Here is a 21,071-nt window from a genome sequence, read left to right as displayed (position 1 = left end):
CCTTTTTCTATTTGGAATGTTTCTTTATTTTACTCAATTTCAGCCGGTTTTGCAAGGTTTGGGTGGTTCCAGCGGAAGCGGTTTCCAAGAGTGGGGCGAAAATCGTGGATTTGGGAATCATCGCCTAAAAATCTTTTACTTTATGGAAAACTATGGTAAAATAAATTTGTTTCCGAAAAAATGGTCGAAGGTGGGGAGAAGTATGGGAAAAGGCGAGAAAACACGGTATGGAATGACAGTTCCCTTCCGAACTTTACAGCATTTGCTGCAAGAGATGGACCTGGATCTGGTACAATATACAGCCAAGCGGTTTTGTTTTGTACTGGGCGCCGGCGCTTCCAGAACATCCGGCATCCCTTCCGGCCAGAATTTGGTCGACCAATGGGACGAATACATACGCAGGCGGGATTCCCAAAAGGAATATGAAATCTGGCAAAGGGAAATGGAAATCCGCTCAAAGCAGGATCAGTATGCGCACTACAGCGACTACTACCAGAAGCGCTTTGAGGAAGATGAAGCGGAGGGCCACACGTTTATTCGGAATGTGACGGCGCAAGCGGAACCAAGCGCGGGATATTTGGCGCTGGCCAATGTCATGACGGGGACGGCGAATAATATTGTCCTTACGACCAATTTTGATAAGCTGGTGGAGACCTCCATTTTTCGTGATACAGCCCAAATTCCGTGGGTTATCAGCACGGAAGAAGAACTCAAATATTTGGATCTGTATGCGGACTACCCCAAAATTTTAAAATTACACGGCGATATGTTCAACAATATGCGGAATACGACGGAGGAAACCCAACGGCTGGATTTGAGTTGGAAAGAGATGCTGAAGGATGTGTTGAAAACATATCATCCGGTATTCATCGGCTACGCGGGGAACGACCCCGGCCTGATGGGGTACTTGGAGAGCGTTGCGGGTCAGATCAAACGGCCCTATTGGTTGTATTATCGGGAGGATGAGCTCACCGAGCGTATTTGGCGGTTTGTGGCAAACAGCCAGGGCTGTTTTGTGGATGGCCGTATAGGGTTCGACGGGGTCCTAATGCATCTGTTTGACCGGTTCCATTTTCAAAAGGCCTATATGGAACAGGCAAAGGAACGGGAACAGGTCTTTCAGGCAAAGTGGCAGGAAGCAAAAGATGCGTTAACGAAACTCTTAGCGGACGAAACTGAGAGTAGAAAAGATCAAAATCTCTCGGATGACAATTCTATGCGCGAGAGCGTTGCGCAGATTATCGGACAAGAAATGCCGGAAATCTGGCTGTACAACTTGTGGAACTATCGGCCAGAAGAGCAGAAAAGGCTTTTGGACGCAGCTTTGGTAAAATTTCCAAAGAGCGCATACGTACTGGGAAGCTATGCACTTTATTGGGAAGATCAGCACGAGATGGATGAAGCGGAGAAATATTATCAACGCGCAATTGAAGCCGACTCGAAGGATGCAAAAAACTTGGGAAATTATGCGAATTTCCTAAATCTCCAACGGCAGGATTACGACAAGGCGGAGGAATATTATCAACGTGCGATTGAAGCCGACCCGAAGCGTGCCAATACGCTAGGAAATTATGCGATTTTCTTGAAGAACCAACGACAGGATTACGACAAGGCGGAGGAATATTATCAACGTACGATTGAAGCCGATCCGAAGCATGCAAATACACTTGGAAATTATGCGAATTTCCTATGTGACCAACGACAGGATTACGACAAGGCGGAGGAATATTATCAACGTGCGATTGAAGCCGACCCGAAGCATGCCAATCATCTTGGAAATTATGCGAGTTTCCTATGTGACCAACGACAGGATTACGACAAGGCGGAGGAATATTATCAACGTGCGATTGAAGCCGATCCGAAGCATGCCAATACGCTAGGAAATTATGCGAATTTCCTATGTGACCAACGGCAGGATTACGACAAGGCAGAGGAATATTACCAACGCGCGATTGAAGCCGACCCGAAGCGTGCAAATACACTAGGAAATTATGCGATTTTCTTGAAGAACCAACGACAGGATTACGACAAGGCAGAGGAATATTACCAACGCGCGATTGAAGCCGACCCAAAGAATGCAAATACGCTAGGAAATTATGCGAATTTCCTATGTGACCAACGGCAAGATTACGACAAGGCAGAGGAATATTACCAGCGTGCGATTGAAGCCGACCCGAAGGATGCAAATAATCTTGGAAATTATGCGAATTTCCTATGTGACCAACGGCAGGATTACGACAAGGCGGAGGAATATTACCAACGCGCGATTGAAGCCGATCCGAAGGACGTAAGGGCTTTGGGAAACTATACCGTATTTTTATATGAACAGCGACATGACTATGACAAAACCGAAGAATATCTCCAAAAGGCTCTTGCAGTTGCTCCCGACTGTATCACTAATCTAGAAAATTATGCAGAATACTTAGAAGATGTACGCCACGATGCAAAGGCGGCGCAGGAATACCGCCAGCGTGCAGAGAAACTTCGCACAGAGCAGGACAAGACCACCCCATCCGATAAAAATTCTTGACCTCCCCCGCCAACAATGGAAGCCACCTCCGAATCATTTTAGGTTTTATACACCGGAAGGCCAGCAGGGGCATTCCACTGCTATCATACCAAAAATCGTATAGGTGGGATTCTGATGCATTATACAGAACGGATTCGGGCCCTGCGCGAGGATCAGGATTTGACACAGGAGCGGATTGCAGGGATTCTTCATGTGGGGCAAAAGACCTATTCGGATTATGAGACAGGCAAAATCCGCATCCCATTGGACAGCATGATCGTGTTGGCAAAATTTTATAATGTGGATTTAAATTACATCTGCGGCGTCAGCGGCCAAAAGCGTCCCTTCCCACGGGACTGAGCGGACGGGCGCGCTGTTTGTGAAGTAGGACAGGAGAGGATACAGATGGAATATCGTTTGGAAAGCGGGCGTCTCAATGATTACTTGCAGGAGAGCCGGTATGTCGATTACCACCACCCGGCGATTCAGCAGGAGGCCGGCCTCCTGTTTGCCGGATGCACCAACGACCTGGAAAAGATTCTCGCGGCGTTCACCTTTGTGCGCGATGAACTCCCCCATTCCGGGGATATCCACAGCAGCCGCGTCACCCGCACGGCCTCCGAAGCCCTGCGCTTCCGGGAAGGAATCTGCTATGCAAAGTCCATGTTGCTGGCGGCCCTGCTGCGTAGCGCGGGAATCCCGGTGGGGTTTTGCTATCAGCGGCTGGCGCGGCATCGTCCGGAAGGCGGCTACTGCATCCATGCGTTGAATGCGGTCTACATCGCGGAACGGGATCATTGGACCCGCGTCGATGCGCGCGGCAACACCGGACGAAAAAACGCACAGTTTTTCCCCGACGACCCTTGCCGGGAACAGGTCGCCGTTCCTGTACACCCCGAGCAGGGAGAAATCGACTATCCCACCATCTATGTGGAACCGCTGAAATGCACCACGGATGTGTTGGAACAAAACGACGATTGCCGGGAGATGTTGGCAAAGCATCTTCCCTCCCGCCTCTGAGATGGGGGCGGCACAAAAACGGCTGCTCTTTGTCAACGGCACCATGGGCGCCGGGAAAAGTGCTACCTGTGCAGCGCTTTTAAAGCAGATGCAGCCGGCCGTTTTTCTGGACGGCGACTGGTGCTGGAATATGCAGCCGTTTCTCGTCAACGAGGAGACAAAGGCCATGGTGACCGGCAACATTGTCTATCTGCTCCGGAATTTCCTGCGGTGTTCCGCCTATGAGACGGTCATCTTTGGTTGGGTCATGCACCAGCGGGAAATCATAGACGGGTTGCTCGAGCAATTACAGGATCTGGATTTTCGTTTCTATCTGTTTACATTGACCCTTTCGGAAGGAGCATTGCGTGCCCGGCTGGAACACGACATTGCAAATGGGGTGCGTTCTGCAGATGTGATCGAACGCAGTGTCGCGCGTTTGCCCCTCTATGATACAATGGATTCGATCAAAATCGATGTGAGCACCATCCGCCCGGAGGAGGCGGCGCAACGAATATGCAGGGAAATCGAAAGAAGGGAAGAACCATGATTTTTGAGACGGAACGGCTTTATCTGCGGAAACTGAACCAGGGGGATTTTGCCAACTTGTGCACCATTTTACAGGATGAAACCGCGATGTATGCGTATGAGCACGCGTTCAGCGGCGAAGAGGTGCAGGAATGGCTGGACCGGCAGATCACGCGCTATCAAACGGACGGCTTTGGCCTGTGGGCCGTGCTGCTGAAAGGGACCAATACCTTTATAGGGCAAGCGGGCCTGACCATGCAGGATGCGGGCGACGGCAGGCGCGTGGTGGAAATCGGCTATCTCTTCCGCCAGGACTATTGGCACAATGGATATGCGACGGAGGCCGCACAGGGCTGTAAACGGTATGCGTTTGAGACGCTTGGCGTGCCGGAGGTGTATTCCATCATCCGGGACAACAATTATGCTTCCCAACGCGTGGCAAGGCGCAACGGGATGCAGCCCGCCGGGACGATGGTCAAACACTACCATGGGGTGGACATGCCCCATATCCTCTACTGTGTGAAAAATCACCGCATCCAGCGCATGCAGCCGGAACAGTTGGACGCCTGCATGGACATTTGGCTCCATGGCAATTTACAGGCGCACGCCTTTATCCCGGCGTCCTATTGGAGAGGGGCGGCTGACTCTGTGCGCGAGGCGCTGCCCTGCTCGGAGATCTGGGTCGATTTGGAAGGGGATACCGTGCGCGGATTTATCGGCCTACAGGAGGATTACATAGCGGGGCTCTTTGTGGCCCCCGCCTTCCGGGGGAAAGGTGTAGGAGGCGGGTTGCTCGTCTTCAGCCAAAAGAAACATCGCGCTTTAACCCTTGAGGTCTATGAAAAGAACGGGCGTGCGGTGCGTTTTTACCAGAAGCACGGGTTCCATCTGGTCGAGCAGCATATAGACGATGCAACCGGCGAAACCGCATACCGGATGTTTTGGCAAAAAGACAGCCGCATAGAAGCGGTGAACAACATCATGTTTCGGTTGGACAAATAAGATTTGTATTCAAGAAAGGGCGTATGGTTCCAATTTACCGTACGCCCTTTTGCCATCTGCAAGGAAATGCGAAAATGGGACTGGCTTTTCCACAAGCCGCCCCTTATAATGAAGACAAGTAGAAAAAGACGTTATGGAACGGAGAGAATACACTATGGAGAATCAGGAACAGCAAAGACGGCGGGAGACTCATGCACCGGAGCGCAATCCCAACCCGTGCCCACTGTATCGGAAATGCGGCGGCTGCCAGTTGCAAAATATGTCTTACCCGCGCCAGCTTCACTGGAAGCAGGAGCTGGTGGAACGGTTACTGGGACGGTTCCATCGGGTGAACCCGATTATCGGCATGGAGCATCCCTACCACTATCGCAACAAGGTACAGGCTGCCTTTGCCCTGGATCGAAGAAAGCAGATTGTCTCCGGGGTCTATCAGGCGAGCACGCACCGGGTGGTCCCTGTGGAAAGCTGTATGATTGAGGATGAGACGGCGGACCGCATTGTCGGGACCATCCGAAAGCTGATGAAAGATTTCAAAATGGAGCCCTACAACGAGGACACCGGGCGTGGATTGGTGCGCCATGTGCTGGTCAAGCGTGGGTTTGTCAGCGGCCAGGTGATGGTTGTGATGGTGACTGTCTCCCCGATTCTCCCCGCAAAAAACAATTTTGTGAAAGCCCTGCGCAAAGCGCATCCAGAGATCACGACAATCTTGCAGAACGTCAACAACCGCGCCACCAGCATGGTGCTGGGAGAATCGGAGAAGGTGCTCTATGGTCCCGGTTATATCGAAGAGTCCCTATGCGGCTGTGTGTTTCGCATATCCGCCAAGTCGTTTTATCAAATCAATCCGGTACAGACCGAGGTCCTCTATAATAAAGCGATTGAACTCGCCGGGTTTACCGGAAAAGAAACGGTGGTGGACGCCTATTGCGGCACGGGGACCATTGGGCTGATTGCCGCGAAACACGGTGCGGGACACGTAACCGGCGTGGAGCTCAACCGGGATGCTGTCCGTGATGCCATTTCCAATGCCAAGCGAAATGGAATCAAGAACGTGTATTTTTACAATGCGGACGCCGGGGAATTTCTTTCCGCAATGGCCGACGAGGGGGAAACCGTCGACGTGGTGCTCATGGACCCGCCCCGCGCAGGCAGCGACGAGCAGTTCTTAACTTCTTTGGCGGGGTTAGCGCCCAAGAAGATTGTTTACATCTCCTGCAACCCAGAGACGCTTCAGCGCGATCTGCAATTCCTAGTGCGTGCGGGATACCATGTGCAGGAGATTCAGCCAGTGGACATGTTCCCACACACAAATCATGTGGAGACAGTCTGCCTTTTGTCCAAACTTTAAATAAACCCAATATTTTATTTCTGAGCATTTATACAGTATTTAATAGTGGATTTATTAAAAATAAGTTAAGAATATTTCGATGAGCTACCAGATGATTGCCGCATAGTATGGTCGCTCAGTTCATTCCCCTGTTAAAACTTAACTCTTGTGTGCGATGAATGAATCCCCCGTCCTGGGAATTTTCCCAGGACGGGGGACTTATGGTTTACAGGAAAGAACTCTTTCCTGTTATTTCGTTTTTGTTCTTACGCAATCGTCACTGCACAATGCTTCGCTGCATTCTGGCCCGGCAGGGTGGTGTAAACGCCCGTGCTCTGGCCCGGCGTGCCGGTTGCATAGACTCTGTAGTAGTAGTCGTTGCCGATCTTCGCCACAAACTGCGTCTTCAGCACATCGCCGTTGCCGGCCGTGAAGCCCGGCGTCATGGCGTTGCCGTTGACGACCGTCATCTTGAAGCAGTATGCGCTGCCTCTCTTCAACGTGAAGTTGACCGTCGTGTCGGAAACCACATACGCATTTGCTGCCACGCTCTGGCTTGCAGATACAACGCCCGCTGCGCCGTATGCGTTGCCGACATTCGCAGACGTGCTGCCGCTGTTCTTCGAGCCCGTGGAGGTGCTCTTCTCGACCAGACCGTTGATGCTATTCTCCAGCGTCTCGACTGCGTCTGCAACCTCTTCCTCGGTCGCTTCTGCGTCGTTCAGGACTGCCTTCGCAGTGCTCAATGCGGCCTTCATCGTTGCCACGCTCTTCGCCGTGTACTTATTGGTGTTGATCGCTTCAGCTTCTCCGATCAATGCTTCCAGCGCATCCTTATTCGGGATCATGCGCAAGGCGGAGATCGCCGCCGTAAGGTCTTTCACAGCCGTGTCCACCGCATCCTGCGTTGCATTTGCATCTTCCAGCACGGACTTTGCTTCGGCCAGGACAGTCTCAAAGCTCGTCCATGCCTCGTTCTGGATGTACTGGTCTGCGTTTTCGACAATGCCGTCGCCCTTGTTGACCAGCGCTTCCAGATCGCTGATGTCTGCGCGGTAGACCAGGCCATAAATGGCGTCATACAGCGCATCGACTGCTGCGGTGATGTCCGCTTCCAGGACTTCTTCATCGTCCAGCAGGTCTTCCGCCGCTGCATACGCTTCGTCCAGCGCTTTCAGGCTGTCCGGCGTGAACAGGTCGCGGTTGATGGAATATGCGATTTCCATCGGGATGTCCAGCTGGCTCTTGTCGCCTGCAACAAAGCTCAGGTAGTGCAGCGCGTCGATCAAGTCGCTCCATGCGGTGTTGATCTCGTCCTGCGTTGCGGTCTTCTTTGCTTCGACGTCCTTCGCCGCCTGCAAAGCCGCTTCGTACTTCTCCTGTACGGACGGAACGGCTTCCGCTGCTTCATCTGCACGGCCCTCTGCAATCTCAATGGCAGCGCGCAGGTTCTGCTTGTCTACCACTGTAAAGGTATAGGTGTTCTCTAAGCCCTTGACTGCGTCCTCTGCCGGGATTTCTACCACAAAGGAATCCGCTTCAAACGCGGATTCTTCCACATCCACTCCGTTGACCTGCACGCCGGCGAATTCGCGGCCCTGCATCGGCGTAAATTCGAGGGTGAGCGCTTCTTCCGTTGCCGGAGCCGTATACACGCCCAGCAAGTCGGCAATCGTCTGCTCCTCGCCATTGACCACCAGCGACGCATTGCGCCCGTTGTAGCGGATCACGATCGTGTCTTCGGTGGGTTCTTGCCCTTCAGGATCGTCGTAATCGAGTTCGCTGAAATCGTACCACAACTGTACGTGCTCATCTTCGGGGGTGATGCTCTGGGATTGGAATTCCTCAAAGGTCAATGCCTTGTCGTATATGCGGAAATTATAGAAGGTGTGCGTGTTGCGATGGTCGTCCACCTCGGCATTATCGAATTCACCGAGTCCAACGGAGAAACCATGTTCGCTCCGGTCGATTCCAGTCACGCCGTCCGTTGTATAGGACTGATCCTCCACATACAGGCGCAGTTGATCTGTGTCCGCATCAAATACGGCGGCAACACGCAGCCAGTTTTTGATCGCTTCGGTGGAGATCACATCACTGCTCACTCCTTGCCAGCCACCGTTGTGACAGATGTAGAAATACAACCGGTATCCTCCGCCAACGGCCTCTGTCCGGAAGCCGACCGAGCGGTCGCCATTTCCTGCAAGATAACCAAAGCTGCTGCTCTCTCCGATCTTGAGGGTTGTCTCGATGGTAAAGCTGTTCTCCGTTCCGCTGAGAAGCTCATTGAACTTTGCATCAGCGTCCTTTACATCGACAGGGAACCATCCCTTCAAGGCGTATTCCTTTTCTTCATCCTTAATAATCTTAATATCCTTTTTATTGGTCAGTTCCGTGATATCGATGTCATAGCCGTTTTGACTCTTATCTTTAATCCATACTTGGGCCTTTTCTTCTTGGATGCGCTGCGCAAGGCCAATCATTTCCGTAAGGGTTTGAATCTTTTCCGGATCAATCAGGTCCTGTGCCTCTTCGGGTAGGCTTTCATATTTTTCCTGAAGGGCGAGCAACTGTTCTGTCTGATCCGGACGGGTGACGATAATCTCGTCGATGGATTTGGAAAGCCTTTCAGCCGCCGCTTTATCCAGTTCCTGCACAATTTCGTCCGAGTTTTCCGGTTGGCTCAAAATGGTCTGTGAGGTTGTCTCATTCGCGCCGGAGAGGGTGTTCCGGAACAGATTATAGAATGCGGCCGATGACCAACCGAAGTTCGTAGCATTGAGCCGGTCGCCTGTTTCCGGGTTGTAGTTTTCATTGATCGGTTCGTCGCCCAGCAATCCCTTTGCATTGTCAAACAGGCGGTAGGCGGACTCTACGGCCTCTTCATCCCGACCATAGTTATGCATGGCTTCCACCGCAAACATCGCCTGATCCATCCAGACCGGGCCTCTCCAATAGGCGGTCGGGCTGTATTTTGGATTATCCCTTGCTGCGGTGGGGAAGGGCATTGGGGTATAGAACTGGTTTTCGTCGAGCATGTTGTCGATGACAGCCTCCGCCTGCGCCGGCATAGCCATATTTGCCCAGAGCGGGATCCAGCCCTCGGTTCCTTTGCCGCGGTTGACCAGCAATTTTTTCACCGATCCGTCTTCGTTGGTTTGCAGATCGTAATAGAAGCCGGTATCCACATCGAACATATTCTCGTTGACGTAGTTACGTACCTGCTCGGCTTCCGCTTCGTATTGTGCAGCTTCTTCCGTTTTGCCGAGCATCTCCGCCATCGCATTGAGATAACACTTCTCGGCATACAAATAAGCGTTCAGGTCGACGGATTCCTGGTTGAGGGTATAGCCGATGGTCTGCCCGTCATCGTTTTTGACGCGATAGATTTGAACGCCAATATCGTCTGGGCCATATCCCTCTATGTCAAACCGAGTGGCATTGTCCATGCCGCTTTCCCAGGCTGCTGCCTGTAAAACCATACCGGTGTTAAACAATGCTTCTCCGTTCTCATCGTACTGGATGTTCCCGGAGCTGTCATACTGGTAGTGGTCGCGGTGTACCATAGCGCCATATTCCGCAATGCCGTTGTGATCGATGTCGCGGTTTCTGTACCACCATTCGTGATAGGCCACCAGCTTTGGATACATTTCTGCGATGAAGGCCTCGTCTCCGGTCTGCTGATAATAGTTATAAACAGCCCAAGCAGCCAAAGGTGGCTTTGTATTGCGGTCGTTCCCAATCCCGGTGTTGCGGAACAAATCGCAGATCACGCCGGCATCCCACGGACGGTTGGCGTCGTCCTCTTGAATCTGGAAGGCGAACTGCGCACGCAATTCCTCTTTAGCGAGGTCCGGATTGAACCGGGAGGTTGCGACAGCATGTTTCCAGGAGTCCCACGCCCAGAAGCCGACGGTTCCGTTGCCAAACGGCTGGATCGCACCGTAGGGCATCTGCCCGGCCGCGCTGCGCCAGTTGCCTATCAGGGTAATGACCGCTTTTGTCGCCGCATTCTTGTACCTTTGCTCCACATCGGCTGTCTTGATTTTCTCGAGGTACCCATCCCATCTTGCCTGGTTTTCTTCAAAATAGGATGCACTGTTTTGCAGCATATCGGCAACTTTGCTTTCTTCGGCCTCCGCTTCCTCCGCATCAAAGGTGTAGCTCTGCGTTTGGTAGATGGACTCGCTGCCCTGTGCGGGAACCGTCAGGTCCAACGCTGCCTCATAGGAGGTACCGTCTGCCGTGATCTCCACCGGCCGGCCAAACCGGATGTCATAATGGGTTGGCTCCTGGACAGCAATGGAAACGCCGTCTTCTATGGCTTGTAGGGTCCCTATTCGCAGGCTTCCCACCTGTTTGAGCTGCAATTCAAGCGCTTGATCGGTTTTGTTTTCCACGGTTGTCTCGATCAAAGCGGTGCGGTCGCTGGCAAAAATCAGGTTTAGATGCAAAATGAAGTCGTCCAGTTCATAGGACTGCACCAGCTTGCCCGGATAGGCGGTCGCAGTCAGCACGCTCTTAGAGAGATCGTATGTAGTGCCGTCCTGGTTGGTGACCTGCCATTTGCCGATGCTGTCCGCTAAGGTATAGAACCTGCTGTACAAAATGACGGTCGGCCAAGCAAAACCGCCGAGTTTTCCTGTGTCGTCCCCGGAGGGCAGGTAGAACCCAAACCATGCGCCCATATCGGAGAACTTATTGTCCACGGTATTGAGGATATTCGCATAGTCCCCCGCTGCATCGGTCCCGGTTGGAGTGCCCCAGACGCGGAACTCCCGGATGGAGCTGCCGGAGGAGACTTTCCCTTCTTCCAGCGACTGCATGCGGATATACCGGCCCTGCCCGCTGACGCGGAACGATTCCGCATCCCTAGTACCGTTTTCGGGAACCGGGTCATAGCGGCCGTTGTTGTTGCGGCAGATGGTTTTAAAGTGCTCATTGTCGTCCGATACCTGGATCTCATATTTCTTGGCCCAGGCGCCGGTGCTGCTGAATTCCGATTCCCCTTCCCAGAGGATTTCAATCTTGCTCAGGTCATAGACAGCCCCCAAGTCGACGGTCAACCACGCGTGGTTCATCTGCTCCGAGGTCATGCCGCGCCATTCATTTGCCCAACGTGTTTCTTCATCGCCATCAATCGCATAGATGGCCAGCCGATGGACGCCATTGTCATCCTGCTCGCTGTTTGCAAACGCGTTAATGGGCTGGATCTGTTCCGGTTCATTACTTGCAGCGCCAAAGGCTTGGATGGATGGGGCATAGGACGCCAACATAGCGATCGCCAGGAGCGTAGATACAATTTTTTTTCCTTTCATCTGAATACCTTTCCTCCTCTTTTTCATAAAGTCCTTTTTGTGTAGGGTTATAGAGCCTCCTTTCCTTATTTTATATATATCAATTCTTCGAACAGAAGTTAAATAGTTTATTCATAAAAACAATGATAATATTTTAAAAATACTATGTAATTTATCATATCTTGCTACTGCAAATAGTAACATTTTCTTCAAATAGTGTCAATTACCTTTTATAATAAAGCCAAAACGGATTTTATGCGGAAATAGGTAAGAGCAATCGATCAAGTATTGCTATTTCAGAGGGGCTTGCTGACGGTCAATATCCGTTGTATGATTAAACTGGAAACATTTAATAAAGCTTATGGGAGTTATGAATTATCCAGATGCGGAATACATCGTAGCATTGGAAAGGAAACCGTCATGAATGAATTGATTGCGATAAAAGTTATTGCACAGATGCACTGCGATTTTTCTACCAAATTTGGGATCCCCAGGCAGAGCGGCCTGGTAAAAGCCTTAAAGGGGACCGTTGTGTTTGCGCCCGAGTACCGCAATCCGGACGCTGTGCGCGGATTGGAAGGCTTTTCCCACATATGGCTGATCTGGCAATTTTCCGAGGCCGTGCGGGAGGGCTGGTCGCCCATGGTGCGGCCGCCGCGCATGGGCGGGAATACCCGCATGGGCGTGTTCGCCACACGTTCCCCGTTCCGGCCTAACGCGATCGGTCTTTCCAGCGTGAAATTGGATCGAGTGGAGTTCAGTCCTACGTTGGGGCCGGTGCTGCATGTCTCCGGCGCGGACTTAATGGATGGGACCCCGATTCTGGATATCAAGCCTTATTTGCCGGGGGTGGATAGCCACCCGGAGGCGGTGGGGGGATTTGCGGACCAGTTCCAGGGATATGCGTTGGAGGTGGATTTCCCAGAGGAGCTGTTACGATGCATTCCGGAAAACCGCCGGGAGGCCCTGATGGGTGTCTTAGCACAGGACCCGCGCCCATCGTACCAACACGACCCGGAGCGGCAATATGGCCTTTCATTTGCGGGCTTTGATGTGCGGTTCCGTGTGCGTGACGGCGTTTTATCGGTCTGTGAAGTGGTGCCTCTTACGTAAAAGGGGATCCCACCTTGCAAAAATTGAGAAAATAGGTTTGCTTTGGCCGCGTATTGTACGCGGCTTTTTTACTGCCAAAGCTGGTCTGTAAAAATCCACAGAAACTGGAAGAAGCAGAATTTAAAATAAAATACATATTTTGAAAAATTTGGTCTTATTTTCTGAATTGGATTGTACAAATAGCTGCTTTTATCAAATTTTTAATTGCCTATGGCTTCATAGGCAACGTTCCAATGAATGGTTTTACTTTAATCAAAGAAATAATTTTAGGAAAAATGCAAACAAATTACTAGAATGCCAGAAAAAAATACTATTCTTTCCAAAACATTTGTGATATAATGTATAAAAAAATAGATCGATTTTGAATAATATTATTGTTTATCCCTTTTTAGGAGGGAATATATGGGTTTAGGAAATGAGGGGTACCAAGCGTGGGGTAGAACTATGGCAATGCTGTAGAGGGAATTGCTTATAGCGAAAAAACATGTTTGGTAGTTCCTTGTTGAATATTTTTAGATAGGGGAGAGATGTGCATGAAATCGAAGAAGCTGGTTTCCCTGCTTCTCGCAGCGCTCATGACCGTCAGCGTAGGCATTCAGCCTGCTTTTGCTGCGGGAGATGACGCGGGAGATCCGTGGGACAGCGACGCACAGTGGCCGCAGCTTACGCGGGCCGCTTCCGAAATGAAACCCGAAGACCCGAAGTTTACCCACAAAGAGTGGACAGGCACCACCTATACTGGCCTAGACGGCCAGCAGGAAAACGCCTGGGACGTTGTGGGGATCAACCGCGAACCCGCAGCGACATCCACGGTTCCTTATGAATCCGTGGACAAGGCCGTGACCGGCGCAGTGGATTATGCAAAGGACCAGTCCGCATACGTCCAAATGCTTTCCGGCTCCGGGGAAAAAGATTGGCAGCTCGTGGTCGTATCCAATCCGGAAAAGGGCCAGAAATATCTGGACGACGGCTTTATGAACCCCGATTATGAGGTCAAAGCGGAGGACGGTTGGTACGATGTAGAAGTTCCGCGCAGCTGGACCCGTTATGAAGACTGCGGCGATTGGGACTATTCCATTTATACGAATACCCAGATGCCCTGGCAAGAAGGGGATAATGCCAGTGTGCCGCAGGCGCCGACCAATTATAACCCGGTGGGTTTCTACCGCAAGGAATTCACCGTAAATCCTTCCATGCTTCAGGAAAACGGCCGTGTGCTGATTTCCTTCCAGGGCGTGGAATCCGCTTATTATGTCTATGTCAACGGACATGAGGTGGGCTATAGTGAGGACAGCTACCGTCCGCACGAGTTTGATATCACCGATTACCTGAACCCGCAGGGCGAAGTCAACACCCTCGCTGTTGAAGTACATAAATTCTGCGACGGCACGTGGATGGAAGACCAGGACATGATCTATGACGGCGGTATCTTCCGCGACGTCTACCTCTACTCCACCCCGCTGGTGCATATCTCGGACTATCGCGTGATTACCGACCTGGACGAGACCTATACGAACGCAGACCTCCAGCTGAGCCCGGTGGTCACCAACTATGCGACGCAGGATGTCTCGAACTTTGCCATCGACGTTCAATTGTTTGATGCAGAGGGCAACGACGTCTTTGCAAACGACCCCATGCGCATTGACCTCGGCGCGATCGCCGCGGGCGAATCCGCAACGGCGGACGCCAGCAAGCTGGTTAGGAACCCGGAGCTTTGGAGCGCAGAGTACCCGAACCTCTACACATTGGTTCTGAACCTTTATGACAAGACTTCCGGCAAGCTGTTTGAGAGCATTTCGCAGCAGCTCGGCTTCCGTGAGATCGAGTTCACCCGCACGGAAGTAGACGAAAACTACAACCGGATTACAACGGAGTATGAGCCGATCACCATCAACGGCCAGCCGTTGTTGTTCCGCGGCACGAACCGCCACGACACCGATCCGTTCGGCGGCAAATATGTGCCGAAGGAAGTCTACGAGGAAGACGTCAAGCTGATGAAGGAATGGAACCTCAACGCGATCCGTACTTCTCACTATTCGAACGACGAATACCTCTATTACCTCTGCGACAAGTATGGCCTGTATATGATGGGCGAGACAAATGCGGAATGTCACGCGATCATGGGCCAGAACGACAACATTAATAACTATTTGGATACGATCTTGTTTGACCGCCAAAACACGTCCTATCAGACGCTGAAGAATCAGACAGCGATTGTGGCATGGTCCATCGGCAACGAGATGAGCTATGACCGCCACGGCGGCGACGATATCTTCCCGCGCGCAGTGTGGTTCTTCAAGGACCGCGATTTGACCCGCCCGGTTCATGCGGAAGGTTTGAACCAGGACTGCGGCACCGATATGGGCAGCAACATGTATCCCTCGGTCGGCACCGTACAGGGATATGCTGGCGAAGGCAAGATGCCCTATGTCATGTGCGAATATGACCACGCAATGGGCAACGCAGTCGGCAATATCAAAGAATATTGGGATGCAGTCCGCAGCTCTGATAACATGCTTGGCGGATTCATTTGGGACTGGGTCGATCAGTCCCGTTACATCAATCTTGATTCCCTGCCGAGCCAGAGCAGCATCACGGAATTGAGCAACAACGCGGCGGCTGCAACGTTGACTGGACCGGCCAGCGCAAACGACGCGGACGATGCTTCCCTCACCGGCAAGTCCTACAGCGGTTATGCAGTCATTTCCGGCGAAGCAAATGACGTTTATAACGAGGTCCTCTCCGGAGAGGATGCAAACTTCACCTTTGAAGTCATGGTGAAGCCGGACTCTACTGCGATGAACAGTGTATTCCTTGCAAAGGGCGATACGCAGGTTGCTTTGAAGACCCGCAGCAGCGGCGCTCCGGGTGTGGAATTCTTCGTCTATAATGGCGGCTGGAGCTCTGCTTCCTTTGATCTCCCGAGCGATTGGGTGGGCAACTGGCATCAGATCGCAGGCACCTACGATGGAAGCGCTTTGAGGGTCTACTATGATGGAAATCTGATGGCGACCACTAACGGCCGTTTTGACATTCGCACCAATTCGTATGACCTCGGCGTCGGTATCGATCTGGAGCACAACCGTACGGTGGACGGAGAAATCTCCATTGCGCGCATTTATAACAAGGCGCTGACGGCGGAGGAACTCCAGGCACAGAACAGCCAGACACCCGCGATCCCCGCAAGCGACGATAGCGTCGTGCTGTGGTTGGATTACTCTGAGCCGATTACCGAGCTGGAGAGCCAGTATTGGGATTACTATGCAGAGGACTATGCGCAGCAGAATCTCTACGATGAAGAGATGGACGGCAAGTTCTTTGGTTACGGCGGCGATTGGGGCGATAGCAACAACAGCGGCAACTTCTGCGGAAATGGCCTGGTATCTCCGGACCGCACCCCGCAGCCGGAAATCTATGAAGTGAAGTATCAGTACCAGTCCATTTGGGTCAATGCTACGGAAAACGAGCTCATGAACCGCAAGGTCAACATCTATAATGAGAACAACTTTACCAATGTCAACGCCTATGAAGTCCAGTGGAAACTTCTGCAGGACGGCGAAGTCATTGACGAAGGAACCCTCACGGATGAAGAGGCGAATGTAGCGCCGAAGGAGACCAAGACGGTCACCATCCCGTACACCATGCCCGCAGAGAGCGAGCGCCCGGCAGGTGCGGAGTATTACCTCAACATCGACTTCCTGCTCAAGGAGGACACGCTCTGGGCAGATGCAGGCCATGAAGTCGCGCACGAGCAGCTCGCAATCCCGGCTTCTGTCCCGGCGGTTGCACCGGTGATCTCCGACAAAGCTGTGACCGTGGATACGGAAAGCGATGCGGACTATGTCCTCGTCGAAGGCGACGGCTTCAGCTTTAAGCTGAATAAGACCACGGGCGCGATGTCCAATTATGTCTTCCAGGGCGAAGAGATTATCGAAGAAGGCCCGGCCCCGGATTTCTGGAGAACGGCGAATGCCAATGATAAAAATATGGACTCCAACTGGAAGGGTGCCAGCAGAAACATTACGCTCAATGAAGACGGCTTGACGGTCTCCACGGCGGAGGACGGCAGAACGGTTATCACCACCGAACTGACTCTGAACAACGCCAAGGGCGCCAAAGAGACGGTCGTGTACACCATCGATGGTTCCGGCGCAGTTACGGTCAACTTTACATTGGATGCCACCGACACGAGCATGGGACAGATCATGAAGGTCGGCTCCACGATGACCTTGCCGGCAGGCTATGAGAACATCACCTGGTACGGCAATGGCCCATCCGAAGGCTATAGTGACCGCTGCTCCTATGCGACGGTTGGCGTTTATGACACAACCGTAACGGATTCTTTCTTCCCATTTATCGAAAACCAGACCTCTGGCAACCACAACGGCGTGAAGTGGATGGCCCTCACGGGCGACGACAAGCCTTACGGCGTCCTCGTGGCCGGCAAGCAGGATCTGGAGGCCAGCGCATTGCACTTTACGATGGACGAGCTGGATGCAGCTGACCATCCGTACGAGCTGACGGCCCCGAACGAGGAGACGTATTTCCATGTGGACCTGATCTCCCGCGGCATCGGTAATGCAAGCTGCGGACCGGACAACCTGGATCAGTACAAGGTACCGAACAATCAGGCATACACCTATGAGTACACCATTATCCCGTATGAGACCGCTTCCGGCGACCCGATGGAGCTGAGCAAGCCCTGGAGAACCCTCGAGAGCTTTGACCAGGATGCATTTGACCAGCAGCAGGCGCAGGCGGTGGAAGAGGCGATCGATTCGATCTTCGTGTATTCCTATGACCAGCTCGACGAGGTCGAAGCGGTTATGGATCTCTACGAGGGACTGACCGATGCCCAGAAGGCGCTTGTTTCCAATTACAGCGACCTTGAGAGCGCATTGGAAGAAGTTCTTGCGCTTCGCGGCAAGGCCCCGTATGTGAAGGACCAGAGCAACAACGCGATGGACCCGGTGATCCCGGGAACGGCAACCTTGATTCAGGACGACACCTTTGGCGCCGCGATGACGGGTTATATGCCGGTTCCGAACGACAAGGGGACCGACGGCGGGGATCTCTTTAAAGAGGTATTCGCAGGAAAGAACCCGTTCACTGTGGAAGTTTGGGTGAAGCCGTCCAGCAACCAGAGGGATTACGACATGTTCCTCGGCAAGGGCGATAGCTGCATGGGCTTCCGTATCCGTACGTCGACCATTGATTTCTTCATCAAGGCGAACGATGGCAAATGGTACACCTATGAGTACGAATATAACCGCGACGAAGTGATCAACAAGTGGAACCACATCGCTGGCATTTATGACGGCAGCAACCTGTACCTCTACCTGAACGGCGAGATCGTCGCGCAGGCGGCGGATAGCTCTACGGGCGGCGTGGCTTCCAATGACACGGACTTCTATATCGGTTATGACTCTGAGACGGGCAGAAGCAACAGCAATCAGTTCGCCAAGGTGCGCGTCTACAATAAGGCGCTCAGTGCCGACGAGCTGAACGGCCAGGACGCTTATGACAAGGCAGAAGCAGAAGCACCGGCTATCACTCCGGACAATGAAAACGTTGTCCTGTGGCTCGACTTTGCAACGCTCGGCTACAACGACGTACCGGTTGTGGACGAGGACGGAGTGACGCTTTCTCCGAAGAATGCAGAAATCGTCCTGGGCACCGACCAGGAATACACCATTGTGAAGGCCGCCCCGACGGCGACCGCAAAAGCGGGTTCTGCACGTGCAGCCGCAACCATGGAAGACCTGCAGGCTCTGCTCGAGCAGGCAAATGGGATTGATACCAGCATCTACACAGAGAGCAGCGTAGCAATTCTGAATGCAGCCATCAACGTGGCGAACGTTGTAGTGGCAACACCGGGCGCGGCAGAAGCGATTATCGACAGCGCCTATAATATGTTGAAGGCAGCCATCGAAGGATTGGTGTGGGATGATACGTATGAAGTAACATCCGCAGATTGGTCCATCGTCGATTCCTTCGGACGCGAGATCGAAGGCGCGAGCATTACGCCGAATCCGGAGGATGCTGGCAAGGCGACGGTTTCCGTGGGCGAAAACGTTCCGGTTGGGACGAGAATCCGCGTGATGGCCACCAATATCAATGGCAACGAGAACCTCTCTGCAAAGACGTATGCGACGGTCGTTCCGGTTCCGGAGAAGACCCCGTATGAAAAATTGCAAGAACTGTATCTGGAGGCCACAAAGATTCACGATGCAGGCCAAGGCGAGTATCTTGACACGGCTTGGGAAGCGTTCGAATCTGCGTATGCGGCCGCAGGCGCAGCGCTGGATAACGAATCCGCAACGGACGCAGAGCTGCTGAACGCGTTGGATACCTTGCAGGCGGCAATCGACGGCCTGACGGTAGAAGAACCTTCTGAGCACACCCTGCGCGTTGAATATGATTCGAACGTGACGCTTTTGGTCAACGGTGAAAAGCCGCCGTTTGCAGACTTGCTGGGCAGCTACACCGCAGAGGTCATGGCGGGCGACGAAGTGACGCTGACCTTTGCGACGAGACTGGATGGCAGAGAGTTTGCAGCGGCCTCCGTGCTGGTCAATGGCGAAGAGACGCCAGTTGATATCGAAGCACTGGATTCCACCAAGGAATTTGATTATGTGTTGACGATGCCGAACACCGAAACCACGGTGCAGCTCGTGAGCACAGTGATCAGCAAGCTTGCATTGCGCGAGGCAATCGCAAATGCGGAAACGGCTATGGCCGGCGAAGAGTATGCGACGATGATCCCGAGCGCAAAGAGGAACTTTGACGCAGCATATGCAGCGGCGGTTGCTGTTGAGGCGGACAAGACGGCCTTGCAGGACGAAATCGACGAAGCTTGGAAGAACATGTTGGACGCAATGTTCTACCTGTCCTTCACCGCTGGAGACAGAGAAGGCTTGGCGGCCTTGTTGGATCTCCTGCCGGATCTCAACGAAGAGGACTTCACGCCGAATAGCTGGGAGGCCTATGAGAAGGCTGTTACGGACGCAGAAGCGCTCGTAGACGACGAAGACGCTCTGGAGACCGAAGTGGAGCCGGCAAAGCAGGCCCTGCAGGATGCAATCGCAGGCTTGACCTTCCGCGCGGATACCAGCTCTCTGGAGACGCTGATTGCGAAGGCGGAAGAGATCCTGGCCGACCTGGACAGCTATGAGAGCAGCGAAGAGGTCAAGAACGCCTTCATAGACGCCCTGGATGCAGCCAAGGCAATGATGGAAAACGCCAATGCTACGCAGAAGGAAGTCAATGCATGTGCAGACGACCTGACGGTTGCAATGGCAAACCTGCGCAAGACGCCGGATAAGGACGCATTGGAGGCTTTGATTGCCCAAGGTGAACAGGCGGATGCAAACGACTACACAGCGGTGGACTATGCAGCGTTGAAGGCTGCTATCCAGACCGCGAAGGCAGTTGTTGCAAAAGCGGACGCGTCCTCGGAAGAGATTGTCAGTGCATACAATACCCTGCAGGCGCGTATCAACGCGACGACAGAGGTTGAGGAGCCCACGAAGCCGGATGCTGGCAACAGCCACAAGACTTCCGGATCTTCCGGCTCGAAGAACAACAGCAATGTGTACGGCTCTGCTGGCACAGCGGTCGTCAACCAGGCGGTCACCGCAGCGCAGAATGTGCTTGCACAGGCGAGCGTATACAGCGATACAACGGTCAGCTTCTCCTTGAAGAGAGGCAGCGCATATTGCTTCAAGATGACGGTTGTCAATGGAAACGGTGTTGCCCCGAGCTTCACGGTGGGCAATGGCAGCGTGCTGAAGACGCAGTTTGTGGCGCAGATCGGAAACGACTACTACTACAGAGTCTATGCCGTCGGCACACCGGGCCAGAGCACGGGCGTTTACACGACCTTGCCGGGCCAGAACGCGCAGCAGCATTGCTCCGTAACCATCGCATAAAGGATGGTTCGCACATCTTGAACTAGATAAGACGCAGGGCGCCCTGCCGCATTCATAAGAAGTGTTTGCGGCAGGGTGCTTCTTTACTTAGAAACACTTTTGTGCCTCGGACAAAGGAGGCGTTTCCTGGGCAGGAGGTTGTGCCTCTGTGGCCGGACTATTTTACAAGTTACGACTTGATTAGAAAGGGAAAATGTGAGAAAATACGTAAAAGAAAAGTTGTGCTTCTGACAGCCATTGGCTGTTGTGGAATGTACATTTATAATGTGTTTATAGGAAATCCTTTCACATGCATTCTAGCGAACCTGTTGAAAAAAAGAGATCTTTCATCGCTTTTTTCATTCTATATAGAGGAAAATAGCGGT

General features: G+C 52.6%; 9 protein-coding genes. 8 read left to right on the top strand and 1 reads right to left on the bottom strand.

What is annotated here, in order from left to right; genetic code table 11:
• Nucleotides 1–202: 202 nt before the first annotated feature.
• The 6 genes from I2E77_RS02565 to rlmD all read left to right on the top strand — a co-directional run bounded on the left by I2E77_RS02565 (nucleotide 203) and on the right by rlmD (nucleotide 6,389).
• On the top strand, nucleotides 203–2,530 hold the full coding sequence (locus tag I2E77_RS02565; RefSeq protein ID WP_195450559.1) for a tetratricopeptide repeat protein: 2,328 nt from the start codon (nucleotides 203–205) through the stop codon (nucleotides 2,528–2,530).
• Between the two features lie 114 nt (nucleotides 2,531–2,644).
• Nucleotides 2,645–2,869, top strand: coding sequence for a helix-turn-helix domain-containing protein (locus I2E77_RS02560; RefSeq protein ID WP_191396030.1), 225 nt, complete (start codon nucleotides 2,645–2,647; stop codon nucleotides 2,867–2,869).
• A gap of 45 nt (nucleotides 2,870–2,914) precedes the next feature.
• Entirely contained in the window at nucleotides 2,915–3,529 is a 615-nt protein-coding gene (locus I2E77_RS02555; RefSeq protein WP_191405646.1) for a transglutaminase-like domain-containing protein, read from the top strand.
• Nucleotides 3,465–4,058 carry an AAA family ATPase gene (locus tag I2E77_RS02550; RefSeq protein WP_330608880.1) on the top strand — a complete coding sequence of 198 codons (594 nt, stop codon included), beginning with the start codon at nucleotides 3,465–3,467 and terminating at the stop codon, nucleotides 4,056–4,058. Before I2E77_RS02555 ends, I2E77_RS02550 begins: the two co-directional genes overlap by 65 nt.
• Nucleotides 4,055–5,038: an N-acetyltransferase gene (locus tag I2E77_RS14210; RefSeq protein WP_195450558.1), complete on the top strand. Its 984-nt coding sequence runs from the start codon at nucleotides 4,055–4,057 to the stop codon at nucleotides 5,036–5,038. The genes I2E77_RS02550 and I2E77_RS14210 overlap by 4 nt, the downstream gene beginning before the upstream one ends.
• Nucleotides 5,039–5,192: 154 nt before the next feature.
• Nucleotides 5,193–6,389 (top strand): 23S rRNA (uracil(1939)-C(5))-methyltransferase RlmD, encoded by a 1,197-nt coding sequence (rlmD, locus tag I2E77_RS02540; protein WP_243252494.1) that lies wholly within the window; start codon nucleotides 5,193–5,195, stop codon nucleotides 6,387–6,389.
• A gap of 245 nt (nucleotides 6,390–6,634) precedes the next feature.
• Here the strand turns inward: rlmD and I2E77_RS02535 are convergent, their stop codons facing one another.
• The gene (locus I2E77_RS02535) at nucleotides 6,635–11,683 is read right to left on the bottom strand and encodes an MGH1-like glycoside hydrolase domain-containing protein (protein WP_195450556.1); all 5,049 of its coding nucleotides are present in this window, start codon (nucleotides 11,681–11,683) and stop codon (nucleotides 6,635–6,637) included.
• Nucleotides 11,684–12,082: 399 nt separating this feature from the next.
• On the opposite strand from I2E77_RS02535, the gene tsaA reads away from it, so the two are divergent.
• Together tsaA and I2E77_RS02525 are read left to right on the top strand one after the other, a co-directional pair.
• Complete coding sequence (gene tsaA, locus I2E77_RS02530; RefSeq protein ID WP_087234970.1) at nucleotides 12,083–12,775, top strand: tRNA (N6-threonylcarbamoyladenosine(37)-N6)-methyltransferase TrmO; 693 nt, start codon at nucleotides 12,083–12,085, stop codon at nucleotides 12,773–12,775.
• 533 nt (nucleotides 12,776–13,308) lie between these two features.
• Nucleotides 13,309–20,706: a glycoside hydrolase family 2 TIM barrel-domain containing protein gene (locus I2E77_RS02525; RefSeq protein ID WP_195450555.1), complete on the top strand. Its 7,398-nt coding sequence runs from the start codon at nucleotides 13,309–13,311 to the stop codon at nucleotides 20,704–20,706.
• Nucleotides 20,707–21,071 lie beyond the last annotated feature (365 nt).

Source organism: Anaeromassilibacillus sp. 1001302B_160321_C8 (assembly GCF_015554745.1).
GTDB lineage: Bacteria > Bacillota > Clostridia > Oscillospirales > Acutalibacteraceae > Anaeromassilibacillus > Anaeromassilibacillus stercoravium.
Note: the sequence above shows the minus strand (reverse complement) of the source record. Positions and strands in the feature narration are given on the sequence as shown.